The organism is Pseudomonas sp. RIT-PI-q (assembly GCF_001297125.1).
In the GTDB taxonomy this organism is placed as follows: Bacteria; Pseudomonadota; Gammaproteobacteria; order Pseudomonadales; family Pseudomonadaceae; genus Aquipseudomonas.
Genome location: NZ_LHPC01000008.1, coordinates 36,379 through 54,409, shown reverse-complemented (window position 1 = coordinate 54,409; position 18,031 = coordinate 36,379). Strand labels below are relative to the sequence as shown.

Here is an 18,031-nt window from a genome sequence, read left to right as displayed (position 1 = left end):
GGCTCTCGGGGAGCAAGGTGCTTTGACCTCGATGTTCACCTTGGATGAAGCGTTTCATGGGCGACCCTTGCGATAAATTCTGGGAAATCATAGCAAGGGTTTGTTTCCACGTTTTTGCACACTCTGGGCCATGGATGGCCGATGGCGGCGGGCCCCCGGAGCAATGCCTTCGTTACGGCATGCCGAGCCTAAGCGAGGCACCGAATGGAGGGGCAAAGCGTTTTGCTTCCTTTTGGGCGTCTGCAAAAGGGAGTCGCTGTGAGAGCGAAACCGCCAGCGGCCGCGACCGCTAAAACGGATATGTACACAATGAAAGAGCCCGATCGGCCCGCAGGCCGTCGCGTACTCAATCTCAGGCACAAACAAAAACGGCCCCTATCTAAATAGAGGCCGTTCCCGGTACAACTTAAGATTTTATCGCAAGACAGGTCTTATTTGCGGTCTTCCAGCTTGGTGATGTCACGCGACTCGTAGCCGGTGTACAACTGGCGCGGGCGGCCGATTTTGTACGGGCTGGAGAGCATTTCTTTCCAGTGGGAGATCCAGCCAACGGTCCGCGCCAAGGCGAAGATCACGGTGAACATGCTGGTTGGAATGCCGATCGCCTTGAGGATGATCCCCGAGTAGAAGTCGACGTTCGGGTACAGCGAGCGTTCGATGAAGTACGGGTCGGTCAGGGCGATCTCTTCCAGGCGCATGGCCAGTTCGAGTTGCGGATCGTTGGTGATGCCCAGTTCTTTCAGCACTTCGTCGCAGGTCTGCTTCATGACGGTTGCGCGTGGGTCGCGGTTTTTGTAAACCCGGTGACCGAAGCCCATCAGTTTGAACGGATCGTTCTTGTCCTTGGCCTTGGCGATGTACTTGTCGATGTTCGAAACATCGCCAATTTCATCGAGCATGGTCAGAACAGCTTCGTTCGCGCCGCCGTGGGCAGGGCCCCACAGTGCAGCGATGCCGGCGGCGATACAGGCGAACGGGTTGGCACCCGAAGAACCGGCCAGGCGTACGGTGGACGTCGATGCGTTCTGCTCGTGGTCGGCATGGAGGATGAAGATCTTGTCCATGGCGTTGGCGAGGACCGGGCTGATCGGTTTGATCTCGCACGGGGTGTTGAACATCATGTGCAGGAAGTTTTCCGCGTACGTCAGGTCGTTGCGCGGGTACATCATGGGCTGGCCCATGGAGTATTTGTAAACCATCGCTGCCAGGGTCGGCATCTTGGCAACCAGACGGATCGCGGAAATTTCGCGATGCTGCGGGTTATTGATGTCCAGGGAGTCGTGGTAGAAGGCCGAGAGGGCGCCCACTACACCGCACATGACGGCCATCGGGTGGGCGTCGCGACGGAAGCCGTTGAAGAACGTCTTCAACTGCTCGTGAACCATGGTGTGGTTCTTCACGGTGCTGACGAACTGGGCCTTCTGTTCTGCGGTCGGCAATTCGCCGTTGAGCAGCAGATAGCAGGTTTCCAGGTAGTCCGACTTTTCAGCCAGCTGTTCGATCGGGTAGCCGCGGTGCAGCAGAATGCCGTTGTCGCCGTCGATATAGGTGATCTTCGACTCGCAGGAAGCGGTCGACATGAAACCAGGGTCAAAGGTGAAACGGCCCGTGGCCGTCAAGCCCCGAACATCGATAACATCGGGACCAACGGTGCCGGTTAAAATGGGCAGCTCGACGGGGGCTGCGCCCTCGATGATCAACTGCGCTTTTTTGTCAGCCATGTGGCCTCCTATTTATGCTTGAAATCATCAGACAGACCCCCCACGCAGGGCCCGCACCACTATAGTGAGATAAATTCGAATGTCAATTTGCCTAAAGTCTTGCTCCAGAAGGCTTTAACCGGACTTTTTCCTCGAAATTGACTGCCATTTACGCCTTTTATGCAACTTGTGCAATGCGCTATTAGGGGAAGGTGAACGCGTTGTCATTAGTAGCCTAACTGTCTATACTCGGCCTCCGACCGCCAGGGGCTTTTGGGCCTGCTTTATTGGGGGTCGCACTCCCTGGGTGGTGGGTACCTGACCAGTGCACTCCCCAACAACTTTGCCCTGATTGTTAGGGGCTCTTCAGTGTGAAAAAAAGCCGTGAATAGCCAACGACCTGTAAACCTAGACCTAAGGACCATCAAACTCCCAGTCACTGCTTACACGTCCATTCTTCACCGAATCTCCGGTGTCATCCTCTTTGTCAGCCTGGCCATCATGCTTTATGCATTGGACAAGTCGCTCGACTCGGAAGAAGGCTTCGGTCAGGTGAAAGCGTGTCTGACCAGTCCGCTAGCCAAGCTAGTGATTTGGGGAATCCTGTCCGCCTTGCTGTATCACCTGGTAGCCGGTGTGCGCCATTTGATCATGGACATGGGCATCGGTGAGACGCTTGAAGGCGGCAAACTGGGCTCGAAAATCGTTATCGCCGTTTCCGTGGTGGTAATCGTTCTGGCAGGAGTTTGGATATGGTAACTAACGTCACGAACCTGTCGCGTTCGGGCCTCTATGACTGGATGGCACAACGTGTGTCTGCGGTCGTTCTCGCGGCTTACTTCATTTTCCTGATCGGATACGTCGTTGCCCATCCAGGCCTCGGCTACGCCCAATGGCATGAACTGTTCGCAAGCAACTGGATGCGTATTTTCAGTCTCCTGGCCCTCGTTGCCCTCGGCGCTCACGCCTGGGTCGGCATGTGGACCATCGCGACCGACTACCTGACGCCAATGGCGTTCGGCAAGTCGGCGACTGCAATACGTTTCCTCTTCCAGGCAGTATGCGGCGTCGCGATGTTCGCGTACTTCGTCTGGGGTGTGCAGATTCTTTGGGGTATCTGATTCATGTCTACTACAGTTAATACGCTTTCGTTCGACGCCATCATCATTGGCGGCGGCGGTGCTGGCATGCGCGCTGCTCTGCAGCTGGCACAAGGTGGTCACAAGACTGCCGTAGTCACCAAGGTTTTCCCGACTCGTTCGCACACTGTATCCGCCCAGGGTGGCATCACTTGCGCCATCGCCTCGGCAGATCCGAACGATGACTGGCGCTGGCACATGTACGATACCGTCAAGGGTTCCGACTATATCGGTGACCAGGACGCTATCGAATACATGTGTTCCGTAGGCCCGGAAGCGGTTTTCGAGCTCGAGCACATGGGCTTGCCGTTCTCCCGTACCGAGCAGGGCCGCATCTATCAGCGTCCGTTCGGCGGTCAGTCGAAAGACTTCGGTAAAGGTGGCCAGGCTGCACGTACGTGCGCCGCTGCCGACCGTACCGGTCACGCCTTGCTGCACACCCTGTACCAGGCCAACCTCAAGGCCGGCACCGTATTCCTCAACGAATACTACGGCGTCGACCTGGTGAAGAACGAAGATGGTGCCTTTGTCGGCATGATCGTGATCTGCATCGAGACTGGCGAAACTTCCTACGTCCGCGCGAACGCCACCGTATTGGCGACCGGCGGTGCAGGTCGTATCTACTCGTCCACCACCAATGCCCTGATCAACACCGGTGACGGCGTCGGCATGGCTCTGCGTGCTGGCGTGCCGGTACAAGACATCGAAATGTGGCAGTTCCACCCGACCGGCATCGCCGGCGCCGGTGTACTGGTTACAGAAGGTTGCCGCGGTGAAGGCGGTTACCTGATCAACAAGCACGGCGAGCGTTTCATGGAGCGTTATGCTCCGAACGCCAAAGACCTGGCGGGTCGTGACGTTGTTGCGCGCTCCATGGTTAAAGAAATCATCGCCGGCAACGGTTGCGGTCCGGATGGCGACCACGTAATGCTGAAACTCGATCACCTCGGTGAAGAAGTTCTGCACAGCCGTCTGCCAGGCATCATGGAACTGTCCAAGACCTTCGCTCACGTCGATCCAGCCGTGGCGCCGATTCCGGTCGTTCCAACCTGCCACTATATGATGGGCGGCGTTGCCACCAACATTCATGGCCAGGCAATCACCCAGGATGCTGACGGTGTTGACCAGATCATCCCAGGCCTGTTCGCTGTAGGCGAAGTGGCTTGCGTATCGGTTCACGGTGCCAACCGTCTGGGCGGCAACTCGCTGCTCGACCTCGTGGTATTCGGTCGCGCCGCCGGCCTGTTCCTGGAACAGACCTTGAAAGAAGGCGTTGATTACGCCCGTCCTCGCCAGTCCGACATCGACGCTGCCCTGGCACGTCTCGATGGCCTGAACTCGCGTACCGAAGGCGAAGACGTCGCTACCCTGCGTAAAGAACTGCAAAACTGCATGCAGAACTACTTCGGTGTATTCCGTACCGGCGAATACATGCAGAAGGGTATTGCCCAGCTGGCTGATCTGCGTGGCCGTATCGCCAACGTCAAGATCAACGACAAGAGCCAGGCGTTCAACACGGCTCGAATCGAAGCGCTGGAACTGCAGAACCTGCTGGAAGTGGCCGAAGCGACCGCCATCGCCGCAGAGATCCGCAAAGAGTCCCGCGGCGCTCACGCCCGTGAAGACTACGAAGACCGCGACGACGAAAACTGGCTGTGCCACACCCTGTACTTCCCGGGTGACAAGCGCGTGACCAAGCGTGCTGTGAACTTCTCGCCGAAGACTGTTCCGACTTTTGAACCTAAGATTCGGACTTATTAAGGGTGGCCGCCATGTTGCAAGTCAGTGTTTATCGCTACAACCCTGATCAGGACGCTGCGCCGTTCATGCAGGAATTTACGGTCGATACCGGTGGTAAAGACCTGATGGTGCTGGACGTGCTGGCCCTGATCAAAGAGCAGGACGAAGGTTTCTCCTATCGTCGCTCTTGCCGTGAAGGTGTTTGCGGTTCCGACGGCATGAACATCAACGGCAAAAACGGCCTGGCGTGCGTCACGCCGCTGTCCGCTGTCGTAAAAGGTAACAAGCTGATCGTTCGTCCGCTGCCAGGTTTGCCGGTAATCCGTGACCTGGTCGTCGATATGAGCATCTTCTACAAGCAATACGAGAAGGTTAAGCCATACCTGCAGAACGACACGCCGGCTCCGGCCATCGAACGTCTGCAGACCCCTGAAGAGCGTGAAAAGCTCGACGGTCTGTACGAGTGCATCCTGTGCGCTTGCTGCTCGACCTCTTGCCCGTCCTTCTGGTGGAACCCGGACAAGTTCCTGGGTCCAGCTGCTCTGCTGCAAGCGTATCGCTTCCTGGCAGACAGCCGCGACACCAAGACTGCCGAGCGTCTGGCTTCGCTGGATGACCCGTTCAGCGTATTCCGCTGCCGCGGGATCATGAACTGCGTCAACGTCTGTCCGAAAGGCCTGAACCCGACTAAGGCCATCGGTCACGTACGTAACATGCTGCTGCAAAGCGGCGTGTGATTCAGCTGCTGTAAATGTAGGACCGCTGTACCCGTAGATGCTACGGCGCAGGCTTCAACCGGCGCCGTAGTTTTAACCTGAGCAGCAGCTTATAAGGCTGCGGCTCTTATTTTGAAGAAATGAGACAAGCAGGGGCATCCGGGCTGGTACCCGGACTATCAGCGTGATCCTAAGTGGCTTGTTTTGGTCGCTGCATTCGGACTTCTGCAAGTTTGCTCGGTGTCGACGCCGGTGGTGTTCCCCTAACCGAGGGTGACCAAGCATGCAAGAAAGCGTGATGCAGCGCATGTGGAACAGCGCCTACCTATCCGGTAGTAACGCTGCCTATGTGGAAGAGCTCTACGAGCTCTACCTGCACGACCCTAACGCTGTGCCAGAAGAGTGGCGCACCTACTTCCAGAAGTTGCCTGCTGACGGCAACACTGCCACCGATGTTTCGCACTCCACAATTCGCGATCATTTCGTCTTGCTGGCAAAGAACCAGCGCCGCGCCCAACCGGTTTCCGCCGGCAGCGTGAGCAGTGAGCACGAGAAGAAGCAAGTTGAAGTGCTGCGATTGATTCAGGCCTACCGTATGCGTGGCCACCAGGCAGCCCAGCTTGACCCGCTGGGGCTGTGGCAGCGTCCTGCACCTGCAGACCTGTCGATCAATCATTACGGCTTGACCAATGCCGATCTTGATACGACCTTCCGTGCCGGAGACCTGTTCATCGGCAAAGAGGAAGCGAGCCTACGCGAAATTCACGAAGCGTTGCAGCAGACATATTGCCGCACCATCGGCGCTGAATTTACGCACATCACCGATTCCGAGCAGCGCCAGTGGTTCCAGCAACGTCTGGAAAGCGTACGCGGCCGTCCAACGTACTCTGCCGACATCAAGAGCCACCTGCTTGAGCGCGTGACTGCCGGCGAAGGCCTGGAAAAATACCTGGGCACCAAATACCCGGGCACCAAGCGTTTCGGTCTGGAAGGCGGCGAGAGCCTGATTCCGATGCTCGACGAGCTGATCCAGCGTTCCGGTTCCTACGGCACCAAGGAAATCGTCATCGGCATGGCCCACCGTGGCCGTCTGAACGTACTGGTCAACACCTTCGGCAAGAACCCGCGCGAGTTGTTCGACGAGTTCGAAGGCAAGAAGAAGGTCGAACTGGGTTCCGGTGACGTTAAATATCACCAGGGCTTCTCGTCCAACGTCATGACCACCGGTGGTGAAGTTCACCTGGCCATGGCCTTCAACCCGTCCCACCTGGAAATCGTTTCTCCAGTGGTCGAGGGTTCGGTGCGTGCCCGTCAGGATCGTCGTAACGACCCGACCGGTGAAAAGGTTCTGCCGATCTCCATCCACGGTGACGCGGCATTCGCCGGCCAGGGCGTGGTGATGGAAACCTTCCAGATGTCGCAAACCCGCGGTTTCAAAACCGGCGGCACCGTGCACATCGTGATCAACAACCAGGTCGGTTTCACCATCAGCAACCCGCTGGACGCGCGCTCCACCGAGTACGCGACCGACGTTGCGAAAATGATCCAGGCGCCGATCCTCCATGTGAATGGTGATGATCCGGAAGCTGTATTGTTCGTGACCCAGCTGGCTATCGATTACCGCATGCAGTTCAAGCGTGACGTGGTCATCGACATGTTCTGCTACCGTCGTCGCGGCCACAACGAGGCCGACGAGCCTAGCGGCACCCAGCCTCTGATGTATCAGCAGATCGCCAAGCAGCGCACGACACGTGAGCTGTACGCCGATCGTCTGACCCAGGGCGGTGTGCTGGACGCAGAGCGTGTTCAGGCGAAGATCGATGAATACCGCAACGCGCTGGACAACGGTCTGCATGTTGTAAAAAGCCTGGTCAAAGAGCCGAACAAAGAGTTGTTCGTGGATTGGCGTCCGTACCTGGGCCACGCCTGGACTGCGCGTCACGACACTCGCTTCGACTTGAAGACCTTGCAGGAACTGTCCGCCAAGCTGCTGGAAATTCCAGAAGGCTTCGTGGTTCAGCGCCAGGTTGCCAAGATCTACGAAGACCGTCAGAAGATGCAAGCCGGCGGGCTGCCGATCAACTGGGGTTACGCCGAAACCATGGCGTACGCGACCCTGGCGTTCGAAGGTCACCCGATTCGCATGACTGGCCAGGACATCGGCCGCGGTACGTTCTCGCACCGTCATGCTGTCTTGCACAACCAGAAAGACGCGGGCACCTACATCCCGCTGCAGCACCTGTACGACGGCCAGCCACGTTTCGACCTGTACGATTCGTTCCTGTCCGAAGAAGCCGTACTGGCGTTCGAATACGGTTACTCGACCACCACGCCTGATGCGCTGGTGATCTGGGAAGCCCAGTTCGGCGACTTCGCCAACGGTGCCCAGGTGGTTATCGACCAGTTCATCACCAGTGGCGAGCACAAGTGGGGCCGTCTGTGCGGTCTGACCATGCTGTTGCCGCACGGTTATGAAGGTCAGGGGCCGGAGCACTCCTCGGCGCGTCTTGAGCGTTACCTGCAGCTGTGCGCCGAGCACAACATTCAGGTGTGCTTGCCGACGACGCCAGCCCAGATCTACCACTTGCTGCGTCGTCAGGTGATTCGCCCGCTGCGCAAACCATTGGTAGTCCTGACGCCTAAGTCGCTGCTGCGCCACAAACTGGCCATCTCGACCCTGGAAGATCTGGCTGAAGGTTCATTCCAGACCGTTATCCCGGAAATCGATGCCCAAGACCCGAAAAAGGTCGAGCGCATTATTCTGTGCAGCGGCAAGGTCTACTACGACCTGCTGGAAAAACGCCGTGCCGAAGGTCGTGACGACATCGCCGTCGTGCGTATCGAGCAGCTGTACCCATTCCCTGAGGACGACTTGAACGAAGTCCTGGCTCCTTATACCAACCTCAAACATATCGTTTGGTGTCAGGAAGAGCCGATGAACCAGGGTGCCTGGTACTGCAGCCAACACCACATGCGTCGCATCGTTGGCAATCACAACAAAGCGCTCGTTCTCGAGTACGCCGGTCGTGATGCTTCCGCTGCACCTGCTTGTGGTTATGCATCGATGCACGCTGAGCAGCAGGAAAAACTGCTGCAAGACGCCTTTACTGTTTAACGCCTTCGCGCACCTGAAACCGAATTTAAGGACCCACAGATAATGGCTATCGAAATCAAAGCCCCCACTTTCCCGGAATCGGTTGCCGATGGCACCGTTGCCACCTGGCACAAAAAAGCCGGCGACGCCGTCAAGCGTGATGACCTGATCGTCGACATCGAAACCGACAAGGTTGTGCTGGAAGTGTTGGCTACCGCCGACGGCGTGCTGGGCGCTATCGTCAAGAACGAAGGCGACACCGTTCTGTCCGACGAAGTCCTGGGCTCCATCGAAGCGGGCGGCGCTGCTGCCGCTCCAGCGGCTGCCGCTGCTCCGGCTGCTGCGCAAGCGGCTGCTCCGGCTGCCGAAGGCGAAGACGATCCTGTTGCTGCACCGGCTGCTCGCAAGCTGGCTGAAGAAAACGGTATCAACATCGCTTCCGTTGCCGGCACTGGCAAAGGCGGTCGTGTGACCAAGGAAGACGTGGTAGCGGCTGTTGCTGCCAAGAAAGCCGCTCCGGCTGCCGCGCCTGCCAAGGCTGCTGCTCCTGCCGCCGCTGCTCCGGTATTCTCTGCCGGTGACCGCGTTGAAAAACGCGTTCCGATGACCCGTCTGCGCGCCAAGGTTGCCGAGCGTCTGGTTGAAGCTCAATCGAACATGGCGATGCTGACCACGTTCAACGAAGTCGACATGACCGAAGTCATGGCCCTGCGTTCGAAGTACAAGGACCTGTTCGAGAAGTCCCACAACGGCGTACGCCTGGGCTTCATGTCGTTCTTCGTGAAAGCGGCCACCGAAGCGCTGAAACGCTTCCCGGCTGTCAACGCCTCGATCGACGGAGCTGACATCGTTTACCACGGCTACGCTGACGTCGGTGTTGCTGTTTCCAGCGACCGCGGCCTGGTTGTACCGGTTCTGCGTAACGCCGAACTGATGAGCCTGGCTGAAATCGAAGGCGGCATCGCCACCTTCGGCAAGAAGGCTCGCGACGGCAAACTGTCGATGGACGAAATGACCGGCGGCACGTTCACCATCACTAACGGTGGTACTTTCGGTTCGATGATGTCGACGCCGATCGTCAACCCGCCGCAAGCGGCCATCCTGGGCATGCACAACATTCTGCAGCGTCCTATGGCGATCAACGGTCAGGTCGTCATCCGTCCGATGATGTACCTGGCTCTGTCCTACGATCACCGTCTGATCGATGGCAAAGAAGCTGTGACCTTCCTGGTTACCATCAAGAACCTGCTGGAAGACCCGGCTCGTTTGCTGCTGGATATCTGATAGAAGCAGCCGCAGGTTTCAAGCTACAAGCTGCACGAAAGGGCAGCGTGGCTTGAAGCTTGCGGCTTCAAGCTTGCCGCAAAAAAGAGGATTTTTTGAATGTCGCAGAAATTTGACGTAGTAGTGATCGGCGCGGGCCCTGGCGGTTACGTAGCTGCCATCAAAGCAGCGCAGCTGGGTCTCACTACCGCCTGCATCGAGAAGTACACCGACAAGGAAGGCAAACTGGCCCTCGGCGGTACTTGCCTGAACGTCGGCTGCATTCCATCCAAGGCGCTGCTGGACAGCTCCTGGAAATACAAGGAAGCCAAAGAAGGCTTCGCGATCCACGGTATCAACCACGCTGGCGTGACCATGGACGTGGGTGCAATGGTTGGCCGTAAAGCCAACATCGTCAAAGGCCTGACCTCTGGCGTTGCGACCCTGTTCAAAGCCAACGGTGTGACCTCCATCGAGGGTCACGGCAAGCTGCTGGCCGGCAAGAAAGTCGAAGTCACCAAGCCTGACGGTTCGGTTGAAATCATCGAAGCCGAAAACGTCATCCTGGCCCCAGGTTCGCGTCCGATCGACATTCCACCGGCTCCGGTCGACCAGAATGTGATCGTCGACTCCACCGGCGCCCTGGAATTCCAATCCGTACCTAAGCGTCTGGGCGTGATCGGCGCTGGCGTGATCGGTCTGGAACTGGGTTCGGTCTGGTCGCGTCTGGGTGCAGAAGTGACTGTCCTCGAAGCCCTGGACACCTTCCTGATGGCTGCTGACGCCGCTGTTTCCAAGGAAGCGCTGAAAACCCTGACCAAACAGGGCCTGGACATCAAGCTGGGCGCTCGCGTGACCGGTTCCAAAGTGAACGGCGACGAAGTCGTGGTGAACTACACCGATGCCAACGGCGAACAGAACATCACGTTCGACAAGCTGATCGTAGCCGTTGGTCGCCGTCCAGTGACCACTGATCTGCTGTCTGCCGACTGCGGCGTGACCCTCGACGAGCGCGGTTTCGTGCACGTTGACGATCACTGCGCCACCACTGTACCGGGCGTCTACGCCATCGGTGACGTGGTTCGCGGCATGATGCTGGCGCACAAAGCGTCGGAAGAAGGCATCATGGTCGTCGAGCGCATCAAGGGCCACAAAGCCCAGATGAACTATGATTTGATCCCGTCGGTTATTTATACTCACCCGGAAATCGCGTGGGTGGGTAAAACCGAGCAGGCCTTGAAGGCTGAAGGCGTTGAAGTTAACGTTGGCACCTTCCCGTTCGCCGCCAGCGGCCGTGCCATGGCAGCCAACGATACCGGTGGTTTTGTCAAAGTCATCGCCGATGCCAAGACTGACCGCGTATTGGGCGTCCACGTGATTGGCCCGAGCGCTGCAGAACTGGTTCAGCAGGGCGCGATCGGTATGGAATTCGGCACCAGCGCTGAAGACCTGGGCATGATGGTTTTCTCCCATCCGACCCTGTCTGAAGCCTTGCACGAAGCAGCTCTGGCTGTGAATGGCGGCGCCATCCACATCGCCAACCGCAAGAAGCGTTAAGACAATAAGAAACCACGGCGGAATGGCCCGTCGTGAGCCTTGCATGCAAGACTCACCGCGGAATATCCGCTGGACGCAGTCTTGCGTAGTTGCACCGGTTGTCCGGAAAGGCTACGCAAGCAGCAGTCACAGGTGGTGCGGCACTTGAACAAGTGCAGCACCGAATGCGCAGTACCTAACGAAGACGGTAATAAGCATGAATCTTCACGAGTATCAGGGTAAGCAGCTGTTCGCTGAGTACGGCCTGCCAGTATCCCAGGGTTTCGCCGTAGACACCCCGGAAGCAGCAGCAGAAGCTTGCGACAAAATCGGTGGCACCGAGTGGGTTGTCAAAGCCCAGGTCCACGCTGGTGGTCGCGGTAAAGCGGGCGGCGTCAAGCTGGTTCGCAGCAAAGAAGACGCCAAAGCATTCGCTCAACAGTGGTTGGGCAAGCGTCTGGTGACTTACCAGACTGATGCCAATGGTCAGCCAGTCACCAAGATCCTGGTTGAATCGTGCACTGATATCGCTAAAGAGCTGTACCTGGGCGCTGTCGTTGACCGTTCGAGCCGTCGCATCGTGTTCATGGCTTCCACCGAAGGTGGCGTGGACATCGAGAAAATCGCTCACGACACCCCTGAGAAAATCCTCAAGGCCACTATCGATCCACTGGTTGGCGCTCAGCCATTCCAGGGTCGCGAGCTGGCATTCCAGCTGGGTCTGGAAGGCAAGCAAGTTGCTCAGTTCGCCAAGATCTTCGTAGGTCTGGCCAAACTGTTCAAGGATCACGACCTGGCTCTGCTGGAAGTGAACCCGCTGGTGATCAAGGCTGACGGCGATCTGCATTGCCTCGATGCCAAGATCAACATCGACGCCAACGCCATGTACCGTCAGCCTAAGCTGAAAACTTTCCACGATCCGTCGCAAGACGATCCGCGCGAAGCGCACGCTGCCAAGTTCGAACTGAACTACGTAGCACTGGAAGGCAACATCGGTTGCATGGTCAACGGTGCTGGCCTGGCCATGGGCACCATGGACATCGTCAACCTGCATGGCGGCAAACCAGCCAACTTCCTCGACGTGGGCGGCGGTGCTACCAAAGAACGCGTTACCGAAGCGTTCAAGATCATCCTGTCCGACACTAACGTCGCTGCAGTATTGGTCAACATCTTCGGCGGCATCGTTCGTTGCGACATGATTGCCGAAGGCATCATCGGCGCTGTGAAAGAAGTCGGCGTGAAAATCCCGGTTGTTGTTCGCCTTGAAGGCAACAACGCTGAGCTGGGCGCTAAAGTACTGGCAGAAAGCGGTTTGAACATCATCGCTGCTACCAGCCTGACCGACGCTGCTCAACAAGTTGTTAAAGCTGCGGAGGGCAAGTAATGAGCGTCCTGATCAATAAAGACACCAAAGTTATCTGCCAGGGTATTACCGGTTCGCAAGGTAGTTTCCACACCCAGCAAGCCATCGAATACGGCACCAAGATGGTCGGTGGCGTTACTCCGGGCAAAGGCGGCACCGAGCACCTGGGTCTGCCAGTTTTCAACACCGTGAAAGATGCTGTAGCTGCCACTGGCGCCACCGCCAGCGTGATCTACGTTCCAGCTCCTTTCTGCAAGGACTCCATCCTGGAAGCAGCCTTCGGCGGCATCAAGCTGATCGTTTGCATCACTGAAGGCATTCCTACCCTGGACATGCTGGATGCCAAGGTCAAGTGCGACGAGCTGGGCGTAGTCCTGATCGGTCCTAACTGCCCAGGCGTGATCACTCCAGGCGAATGCAAGATCGGCATCATGCCAGGTCACATTCACTTGCCAGGCAAGGTCGGTATCGTTTCCCGTTCCGGCACCCTGACCTACGAAGCTGTTAAGCAGACCACTGACGCCGGTTTCGGTCAGTCGACTTGCGTCGGCATCGGCGGTGACCCGATCCCAGGCTCGAACTTCATCGACATCCTGAAGCTGTTCCAGGAAGACCCGAAGACCGAAGCGATCGTCATGATCGGTGAGATCGGCGGTTCGGCTGAAGAAGAAGCGGCTGCCTACATCAAGGCACACGTGACCAAGCCGGTTGTTTCCTACATCGCTGGTGTGACTGCCCCTGCGGGCAAGCGCATGGGCCATGCTGGCGCAATCATCTCTGGCGGCAAGGGCACTGCAGACGAGAAGTTTGCTGCCCTGGAAGACGCAGGCGTTAAAACCGTGCGTTCGCTGGCAGACATCGGCAAGGCTTTGTCCGAGCTGACCGGTTGGGCGATCAAGTAAGCCTCGCGCTTAACTGACGCTTCACCAAACAAAGGCCACCTTAAACAAAGGCCACCTTCGGGTGGCCTTTGTCGTTTCCGGGGTTTGTGTTGGTCGTGCGGGCCTCTTCGCGGGCAAGCCTCGCTCCTACAGATTTACGGCGCCCACACGTATGGCGAATAACCTGTAGGAGCGAGGCTTGCCCGCGAAGGCGTTCTTACAGACATCCACCCTTTACATGCAAAAACGCGACACAAAAATGTCGCAGATCGGATAGTTCGCCCCCTAACAGTGCGTTTTCCGCCCAAATTCGTTAGGCTAGCCGCCATTTTTGCGTCCGCAGCCCACAAGGTTGCTACGCGCTAAACGGGTCAGTCCTATACGGACCGACAGCATTTCCCTCACCCATAGGGAAATCCCTCTCTAAATTCCGATTCAGTAGTGTGGTATTTCCTTAATGAAAGTGTTGAAAGGCCAGGACATCCTGGCACTTGGTTTTATGACGTTTGCCCTGTTTGTCGGGGCTGGCAACATCATCTTCCCGCCTATCGTCGGTTTGCAGTCCGGGCCTCATGTCTGGATGGCGGCGCTGGGCTTCCTGATCACGGCGGTCGGTCTGCCGGTGATCACCGTTGTTGCGCTGGCCAAGGTCGGCGGCGCGATGGATGCCTTGAGCAGCCCGATCGGCAAAGTCGCCGGAGGCTTGCTGGCCGCCGCGTGCTACCTCGCTGTCGGCCCGCTGTTCGCGACGCCGCGCACCGCGACCGTATCGTTCGGAGTGGGCCTGGCGCCGCTGACCGGCGAAAGCCCGCTGGCGTTGTTCCTCTATAGCTCGGTGTACTTCCTGCTGGTGTTCTTCATCTCGCTCTATCCGGGCCGTCTGCTGGATACCGTAGGACGTTTCCTCGCCCCGCTGAAGATCATCGCCCTGGCCGCTCTCGGTATCGCAGCGTTCGCCTTGCCGGCCGGTGACGTCGGCGTGGCCACGCCCGAGTATGTGGCGGCACCGTTCTCCCAAGGCTTCATCAATGGTTACCTGACCATGGATACCCTCGGTGCACTGGTGTTCGGCATTGTCATCGTCAATGCCATCCGCTCGCGCGGTGTCGAGTCGCCGGTACTGATCACTCGTTACGCGATCATCGCCGGGCTGATTGCCGGCGTGGGCCTGGCGCTGGTGTACGTCAGCTTGTTCCGTCTGGGCTCGGGCAGCCATGAAGTGGCCGCCGGTGCAACCAACGGCGCGGCGGTATTGCACGCCTACGTGCAGCACACCTTCGGCTCGCTGGGCAGTGGTTTTCTGGCGGTGCTGATCTCCCTGGCCTGCCTGGTGACGGCGGTCGGTCTGACCTGCGCCTGCGCCGAGTATTTCAGCCGTGTGCTGCCACTGTCCTACAAGACCTTGGTCATCATCCTGGCTGCGTTCTCTCTGCTGGTGTCCAACCTGGGCCTCACCAAGCTGATTGCGTTCTCGATTCCGGTCCTGACTGCAATCTACCCGCCGTGCATCGCCCTGGTAGCGCTGAGCTTCTGCAAGGACTTCTGGCATGAACAGGGTCGCATCGTCGGTCCGGTGATGCTGGTGTCGTTCATTTTCGGTCTGATCGACGCGCTCAAGGGTGCAGGTCTGGCAGACTGGATGCCGACGCAACTGGCTCACTTGCCGCTGAGCGAGCAAGGTCTGGCGTGGTTGGTGCCGTCGGTGATGACCCTGGTGGTCTTCGTGGTCTGCGATCGCCTGCTGGGCAAGCGCGCCGAAGCGCTCGCATAAGCTTTACGGCCCGCCACAAGCGGGCCTGAGCAGCGAACAGAAATGCCCCGTATCAATCGATACGGGGCATTTTTTATGGGCGTGATGCGGTGTCTTTTTTTGTGAGCTAACGTCGAAGCACTACCTGTAGGAGCGAGGCTTGCCCGCGAAGGCTGCCTATCTGTCGATAGATTCGTCGGATCTGACATCGCTTTCGCGGGCAAGCCTCGCTCCTACAGGTTTACCGTCGCCAATGTCTCACAGGGAATTGCATGTCGTTCATCCACGCCAACCTGATCCACATCCTCGCCGCGCTCTGGTTCGCCATTTGCTGGGGCGGCTACACCCGATATGCCACGTGGAAAGGCCGCGACACCGCGTGCCTGGCCAGTGTGCTGCACCTGTATCGCGAAGACTGGATGCGCCGCATGCTGCTGCGCGACAACCGTATCGCCGATGCCAGCGTGATCGGTAACCTGGAGCGCAACGCCTCGTTCTTCGCCTCCAGCACCCTGATTATCCTGGCCGGTATCCTGACCGTGCTAGGTGCCTCCGAGAGGGCAGTCTCGTTGCTGGCAGACATTCCGATGGTGCAACAGGCGTCGCAAGGGATGTCCGAAATCAAGTTGCTGTGCCTGGCGCTGGTGTTTGTCTATGCGTTCTTTACGTTCAGTTGGTGCATGCGTCAGTACAACTTTGCGGCGATTCTGGTCGGCTCGGCGCCGATGGTCGGCGAGCGCCATGTTTCCGAGCAGGAGCGTAAAGCGTTTGCGGCCCGCGCGGCGCGGGTGATCTCCATGGCGGCCAACCAGTTCAACTTCGGCCTGCGTTCTTACTACTTCGGCATGACCATGCTCGCCTGGTTTGTCAGCCCCTGGTTGTTCATGTTGATGAGTACCGGCGTGGTGCTGGTGTTGTACCGCCGCGAGTTTCATTCCGACGTTCTCGACGTGATGGTCTATACCCCTACAGAGGCGCCATTGCCCGAGGCGAACAAAGAGGCCGCTTGATGAGTATTCCGTTCTGGTGTGTGTTTATCAGTGCCTTGCTGATTTTTGTGGCAAAAATTCCAGTGGCCAAGGCGATGAACGAGCAGGGCGGTTACAACAATCACCTGCCGCGTCAGCAACAGGCGCAATTGACGGGCTTCGGTGCCCGTGCGCTGGCGGCGCATCAGAACTGTTTCGAGGCGTTTATATTGTTTGCGGTGGGGGTGTTGATGGCGCACACCACGCAGACGGCGGGATGGCTGATCGATACGCTGGCCATCATCTTCGTGATTACGCGAATTATCTACTTGCTGTGTTATTGGGGCGATCTGGCCTGGCAACGCAGTCTGGTGTGGTTCATCGGACTAGTGTGTTCGTTGCTGTTGATGATTAGTCCGACTTTTAGAACTATTTTGCTGTAGCGATTGCACTACAAACACAAACCGCAGGCAAAAGAAAACCCGCACTTGGCGGGTTTTCTTTATCACGCTAAAAACTGTTTTAGTTTTTAGGTGCTTCTTTTGCGGCGGCTTCGTTCGATTCAGCCTGAGCTTTGGCAGCTTCGGCGTTTTCTTTCGCAGCGTCGTTCACTTTATCCTGAGCTTTGCTCATGTCTTGCTGAGCTTGCTCAGCATGTTTGTCAGCTTCTTGAGCTTTGTCCTCGGATTTTTTATCGCAGGCAGCGAGACCGAGGGAAGCGGTCAACATCAAGGCAATAGCTAAAGTCTTACGCATGGGGTGTTTCTCCTTATGGAAAATATCTACTGGCCTTTCGAGCACAGCCCACAGCGTTAAGTTCCTCAATTCGTTCAGATATATAAGTTTGTTTTAGGGCGGAACTTTTGTCATTTCGCCTGCTGCTTTGACCGGACACTAAGAAGAGTTGTAATCAAATGGCCGAAAACCCCGTTTTTGAGCGTGCGACGCGATTCCTGTCGGCGCTGCGACATTGTCAGGTACTTGGGCTGCGAGTCCATAGTGCCAATAGCGAGGGCTTGACGGTGATTCTCCCGTACAGCCCGCAGATCGTCGGCAACCCGCAAACCGGCGTCATCCACGGCGGCGCCCTGACCTCACTGATGGACACCGCCTGTGGCATGGCAACCTTGTGCGTGCTGCCCGAGTTCGAAGTCTGCCCGACCCTCGACCTGCGCATCGATTACATGCATGCGGCCGAGCCCCATAAGGATGTCTACGGATTCGCCCAGTGCTATCGGGTCACTACCGATGTAATTTTCGCGCGCGGTTTTGCCTATCAAGACGACCCCGAGCAACCGATTGCTCATGTGGTGGGCACCTTCATGCGCATGGGCAAGGGCATCAAAGGCACCAAAGGCTTTGGTGGCGTCATTGCCGGAGGTACGAAATGAGTGACTTCAAGGAACAACTGCAGCAGGCCCATGAACAAGGGGACTACGCCTCGCTGCTGCACCTGATTCCCTATGCCAAGCTGATCGGTGTCGAGTGTTCACGAGTCGGGGATGAATTGCTGTTTCGGCTGCCGGCGAACAAGGACAACATTGGTAACCCTTTATTGCCGGCGATCCATGGCGGCGTGATTGCCGGGTTCATGGAGCTGTCCGCCGCCCTGCACCTGCTGGTTTTCACCGGTTCACCGGGCGTGCCGAAGATCATCGATTTCTCCCTTGACTACCTGCGCGCCGGGCAGTTTCGCGATACTTGGGCCAGATGTCAGGTGTGCCGGCAGGGGCGACGGGTCGCCAACGTTGCGATTACCGCCTGGCAAAGCACCGAAGCCGAGCCGATTGCCACGGCCCGCGCGCATTTCAAAATCGAAGAGCCCTTGAAATCCTGAACTCAGCCCCCAACTTTGATGACATCCCGCCGCCGACCCTCAAG

16 protein-coding genes are annotated in these 18,031 nt (G+C 57.7%); 14 read left to right on the top strand and 2 right to left on the bottom strand.

What is annotated here, in order from left to right:
* Positions 1-431: 431 nt before the first annotated feature.
* A complete protein-coding gene (gene gltA, locus AEQ67_RS02045) occupies positions 432-1,721 on the bottom strand; it encodes a citrate synthase (protein ID WP_008148584.1) in 1,290 nt (429 codons plus the stop codon).
* 363 nt (positions 1,722-2,084) lie between these two features.
* Here gltA and sdhC point away from each other — a divergent pair, with 363 nt between their 5' ends.
* The 12 genes from sdhC to AEQ67_RS01985 all read left to right on the top strand — a co-directional run bounded on the left by sdhC (position 2,085) and on the right by AEQ67_RS01985 (position 16,593).
* Positions 2,085-2,459: a succinate dehydrogenase, cytochrome b556 subunit gene (gene sdhC, locus AEQ67_RS02040; RefSeq protein ID WP_017337242.1), complete on the top strand. Its 375-nt coding sequence runs from the start codon at positions 2,085-2,087 to the stop codon at positions 2,457-2,459.
* Positions 2,453-2,821 (top strand): succinate dehydrogenase, hydrophobic membrane anchor protein, encoded by a 369-nt coding sequence (sdhD, locus tag AEQ67_RS02035; protein WP_059402221.1) that lies wholly within the window; start codon positions 2,453-2,455, stop codon positions 2,819-2,821. Before sdhC ends, sdhD begins: the two co-directional genes overlap by 7 nt.
* A gap of 3 nt (positions 2,822-2,824) precedes the next feature.
* Positions 2,825-4,600 carry a succinate dehydrogenase flavoprotein subunit gene (gene sdhA / locus AEQ67_RS02030; protein WP_059402220.1) on the top strand — a complete coding sequence of 592 codons (1,776 nt, stop codon included), beginning with the start codon at positions 2,825-2,827 and terminating at the stop codon, positions 4,598-4,600.
* 11 nt (positions 4,601-4,611) lie between these two features.
* Positions 4,612-5,316, top strand: a complete 705-nt coding sequence (locus tag AEQ67_RS02025; protein ID WP_056743991.1) for a succinate dehydrogenase iron-sulfur subunit — start codon at positions 4,612-4,614, stop codon at positions 5,314-5,316.
* Positions 5,317-5,578: 262 nt separating this feature from the next.
* Positions 5,579-8,410 carry a 2-oxoglutarate dehydrogenase E1 component gene (locus AEQ67_RS02020; protein ID WP_059402219.1) on the top strand — a complete coding sequence of 944 codons (2,832 nt, stop codon included), beginning with the start codon at positions 5,579-5,581 and terminating at the stop codon, positions 8,408-8,410.
* A gap of 42 nt (positions 8,411-8,452) precedes the next feature.
* Positions 8,453-9,673 (top strand): 2-oxoglutarate dehydrogenase complex dihydrolipoyllysine-residue succinyltransferase, encoded by a 1,221-nt coding sequence (gene odhB / locus AEQ67_RS02015; protein WP_059402218.1) that lies wholly within the window; start codon positions 8,453-8,455, stop codon positions 9,671-9,673.
* Between the two features lie 99 nt (positions 9,674-9,772).
* A complete protein-coding gene (gene lpdA, locus AEQ67_RS02010; RefSeq protein ID WP_059402217.1) occupies positions 9,773-11,209 on the top strand; it encodes a dihydrolipoyl dehydrogenase in 1,437 nt (478 codons plus the stop codon).
* Positions 11,210-11,405: 196 nt separating this feature from the next.
* On the top strand, positions 11,406-12,572 hold the full coding sequence (gene sucC / locus AEQ67_RS02005; RefSeq protein ID WP_008148602.1) for an ADP-forming succinate--CoA ligase subunit beta: 1,167 nt from the start codon (positions 11,406-11,408) through the stop codon (positions 12,570-12,572).
* Complete coding sequence (gene sucD / locus AEQ67_RS02000) at positions 12,572-13,453, top strand: succinate--CoA ligase subunit alpha (protein ID WP_008148605.1); 882 nt, start codon at positions 12,572-12,574, stop codon at positions 13,451-13,453. Before sucC ends, sucD begins: the two co-directional genes overlap by 1 nt.
* 436 nt (positions 13,454-13,889) lie before the next feature.
* Positions 13,890-15,203, top strand: coding sequence for a branched-chain amino acid transport system II carrier protein (brnQ, locus tag AEQ67_RS01995; RefSeq protein WP_059402216.1), 1,314 nt, complete (start codon positions 13,890-13,892; stop codon positions 15,201-15,203).
* Positions 15,204-15,454: 251 nt separating this feature from the next.
* The gene (locus tag AEQ67_RS01990) at positions 15,455-16,192 is read left to right on the top strand and encodes a DUF599 domain-containing protein (RefSeq protein WP_059402215.1); all 738 of its coding nucleotides are present in this window, start codon (positions 15,455-15,457) and stop codon (positions 16,190-16,192) included.
* Positions 16,192-16,593: an MAPEG family protein gene (locus tag AEQ67_RS01985; protein WP_059402214.1), complete on the top strand. Its 402-nt coding sequence runs from the start codon at positions 16,192-16,194 to the stop codon at positions 16,591-16,593. The genes AEQ67_RS01990 and AEQ67_RS01985 overlap by 1 nt, the downstream gene beginning before the upstream one ends.
* A gap of 79 nt (positions 16,594-16,672) precedes the next feature.
* Here the strand turns inward: AEQ67_RS01985 and AEQ67_RS01980 are convergent, their stop codons facing one another.
* Entirely contained in the window at positions 16,673-16,906 is a 234-nt protein-coding gene (locus AEQ67_RS01980) for a hypothetical protein (RefSeq protein ID WP_033055882.1), read from the bottom strand.
* Positions 16,907-17,064: 158 nt separating this feature from the next.
* Between AEQ67_RS01980 and AEQ67_RS01975 the strand changes: the two genes are divergently transcribed.
* On the top strand, positions 17,065-17,541 hold the full coding sequence (locus tag AEQ67_RS01975; RefSeq protein WP_059402213.1) for a PaaI family thioesterase: 477 nt from the start codon (positions 17,065-17,067) through the stop codon (positions 17,539-17,541).
* Positions 17,538-17,987: a PaaI family thioesterase gene (locus AEQ67_RS01970; RefSeq protein WP_059402212.1), complete on the top strand. Its 450-nt coding sequence runs from the start codon at positions 17,538-17,540 to the stop codon at positions 17,985-17,987. The genes AEQ67_RS01975 and AEQ67_RS01970 overlap by 4 nt, the downstream gene beginning before the upstream one ends.
* Positions 17,988-18,031: the final 44 nt, after the last annotated feature.

Excerpts from the sequence above, each read along its gene's own strand:
- gltA (WP_008148584.1), bottom strand. The coding sequence starts at position 1,721 with ATGGCTGACAAAAAAGCGCAGTTGATCATCGAGGGCGCAGCCCCCGTC.
- sdhD (WP_059402221.1), top strand. The coding sequence starts at position 2,453 with ATGGTAACTAACGTCACGAACCTGTCGCGTTCGGGCCTCTATGACTGG.
- sdhA (WP_059402220.1), top strand. The coding sequence starts at position 2,825 with ATGTCTACTACAGTTAATACGCTTTCGTTCGACGCCATCATCATTGGC.
- AEQ67_RS02025 (WP_056743991.1), top strand. The coding sequence starts at position 4,612 with ATGTTGCAAGTCAGTGTTTATCGCTACAACCCTGATCAGGACGCTGCG.
- AEQ67_RS02020 (WP_059402219.1), top strand. The coding sequence starts at position 5,579 with ATGCAAGAAAGCGTGATGCAGCGCATGTGGAACAGCGCCTACCTATCC.
- odhB (WP_059402218.1), top strand. The coding sequence starts at position 8,453 with ATGGCTATCGAAATCAAAGCCCCCACTTTCCCGGAATCGGTTGCCGAT.
- lpdA (WP_059402217.1), top strand. The coding sequence starts at position 9,773 with ATGTCGCAGAAATTTGACGTAGTAGTGATCGGCGCGGGCCCTGGCGGT.
- sucC (WP_008148602.1), top strand. The coding sequence starts at position 11,406 with ATGAATCTTCACGAGTATCAGGGTAAGCAGCTGTTCGCTGAGTACGGC.
- sucD (WP_008148605.1), top strand. The coding sequence starts at position 12,572 with ATGAGCGTCCTGATCAATAAAGACACCAAAGTTATCTGCCAGGGTATT.
- brnQ (WP_059402216.1), top strand. The coding sequence starts at position 13,890 with ATGAAAGTGTTGAAAGGCCAGGACATCCTGGCACTTGGTTTTATGACG.
- AEQ67_RS01990 (WP_059402215.1), top strand. The coding sequence starts at position 15,455 with ATGTCGTTCATCCACGCCAACCTGATCCACATCCTCGCCGCGCTCTGG.
- AEQ67_RS01985 (WP_059402214.1), top strand. The coding sequence starts at position 16,192 with ATGAGTATTCCGTTCTGGTGTGTGTTTATCAGTGCCTTGCTGATTTTT.
- AEQ67_RS01980 (WP_033055882.1), bottom strand. The coding sequence starts at position 16,906 with ATGCGTAAGACTTTAGCTATTGCCTTGATGTTGACCGCTTCCCTCGGT.
- AEQ67_RS01975 (WP_059402213.1), top strand. The coding sequence starts at position 17,065 with ATGGCCGAAAACCCCGTTTTTGAGCGTGCGACGCGATTCCTGTCGGCG.
- AEQ67_RS01970 (WP_059402212.1), top strand. The coding sequence starts at position 17,538 with ATGAGTGACTTCAAGGAACAACTGCAGCAGGCCCATGAACAAGGGGAC.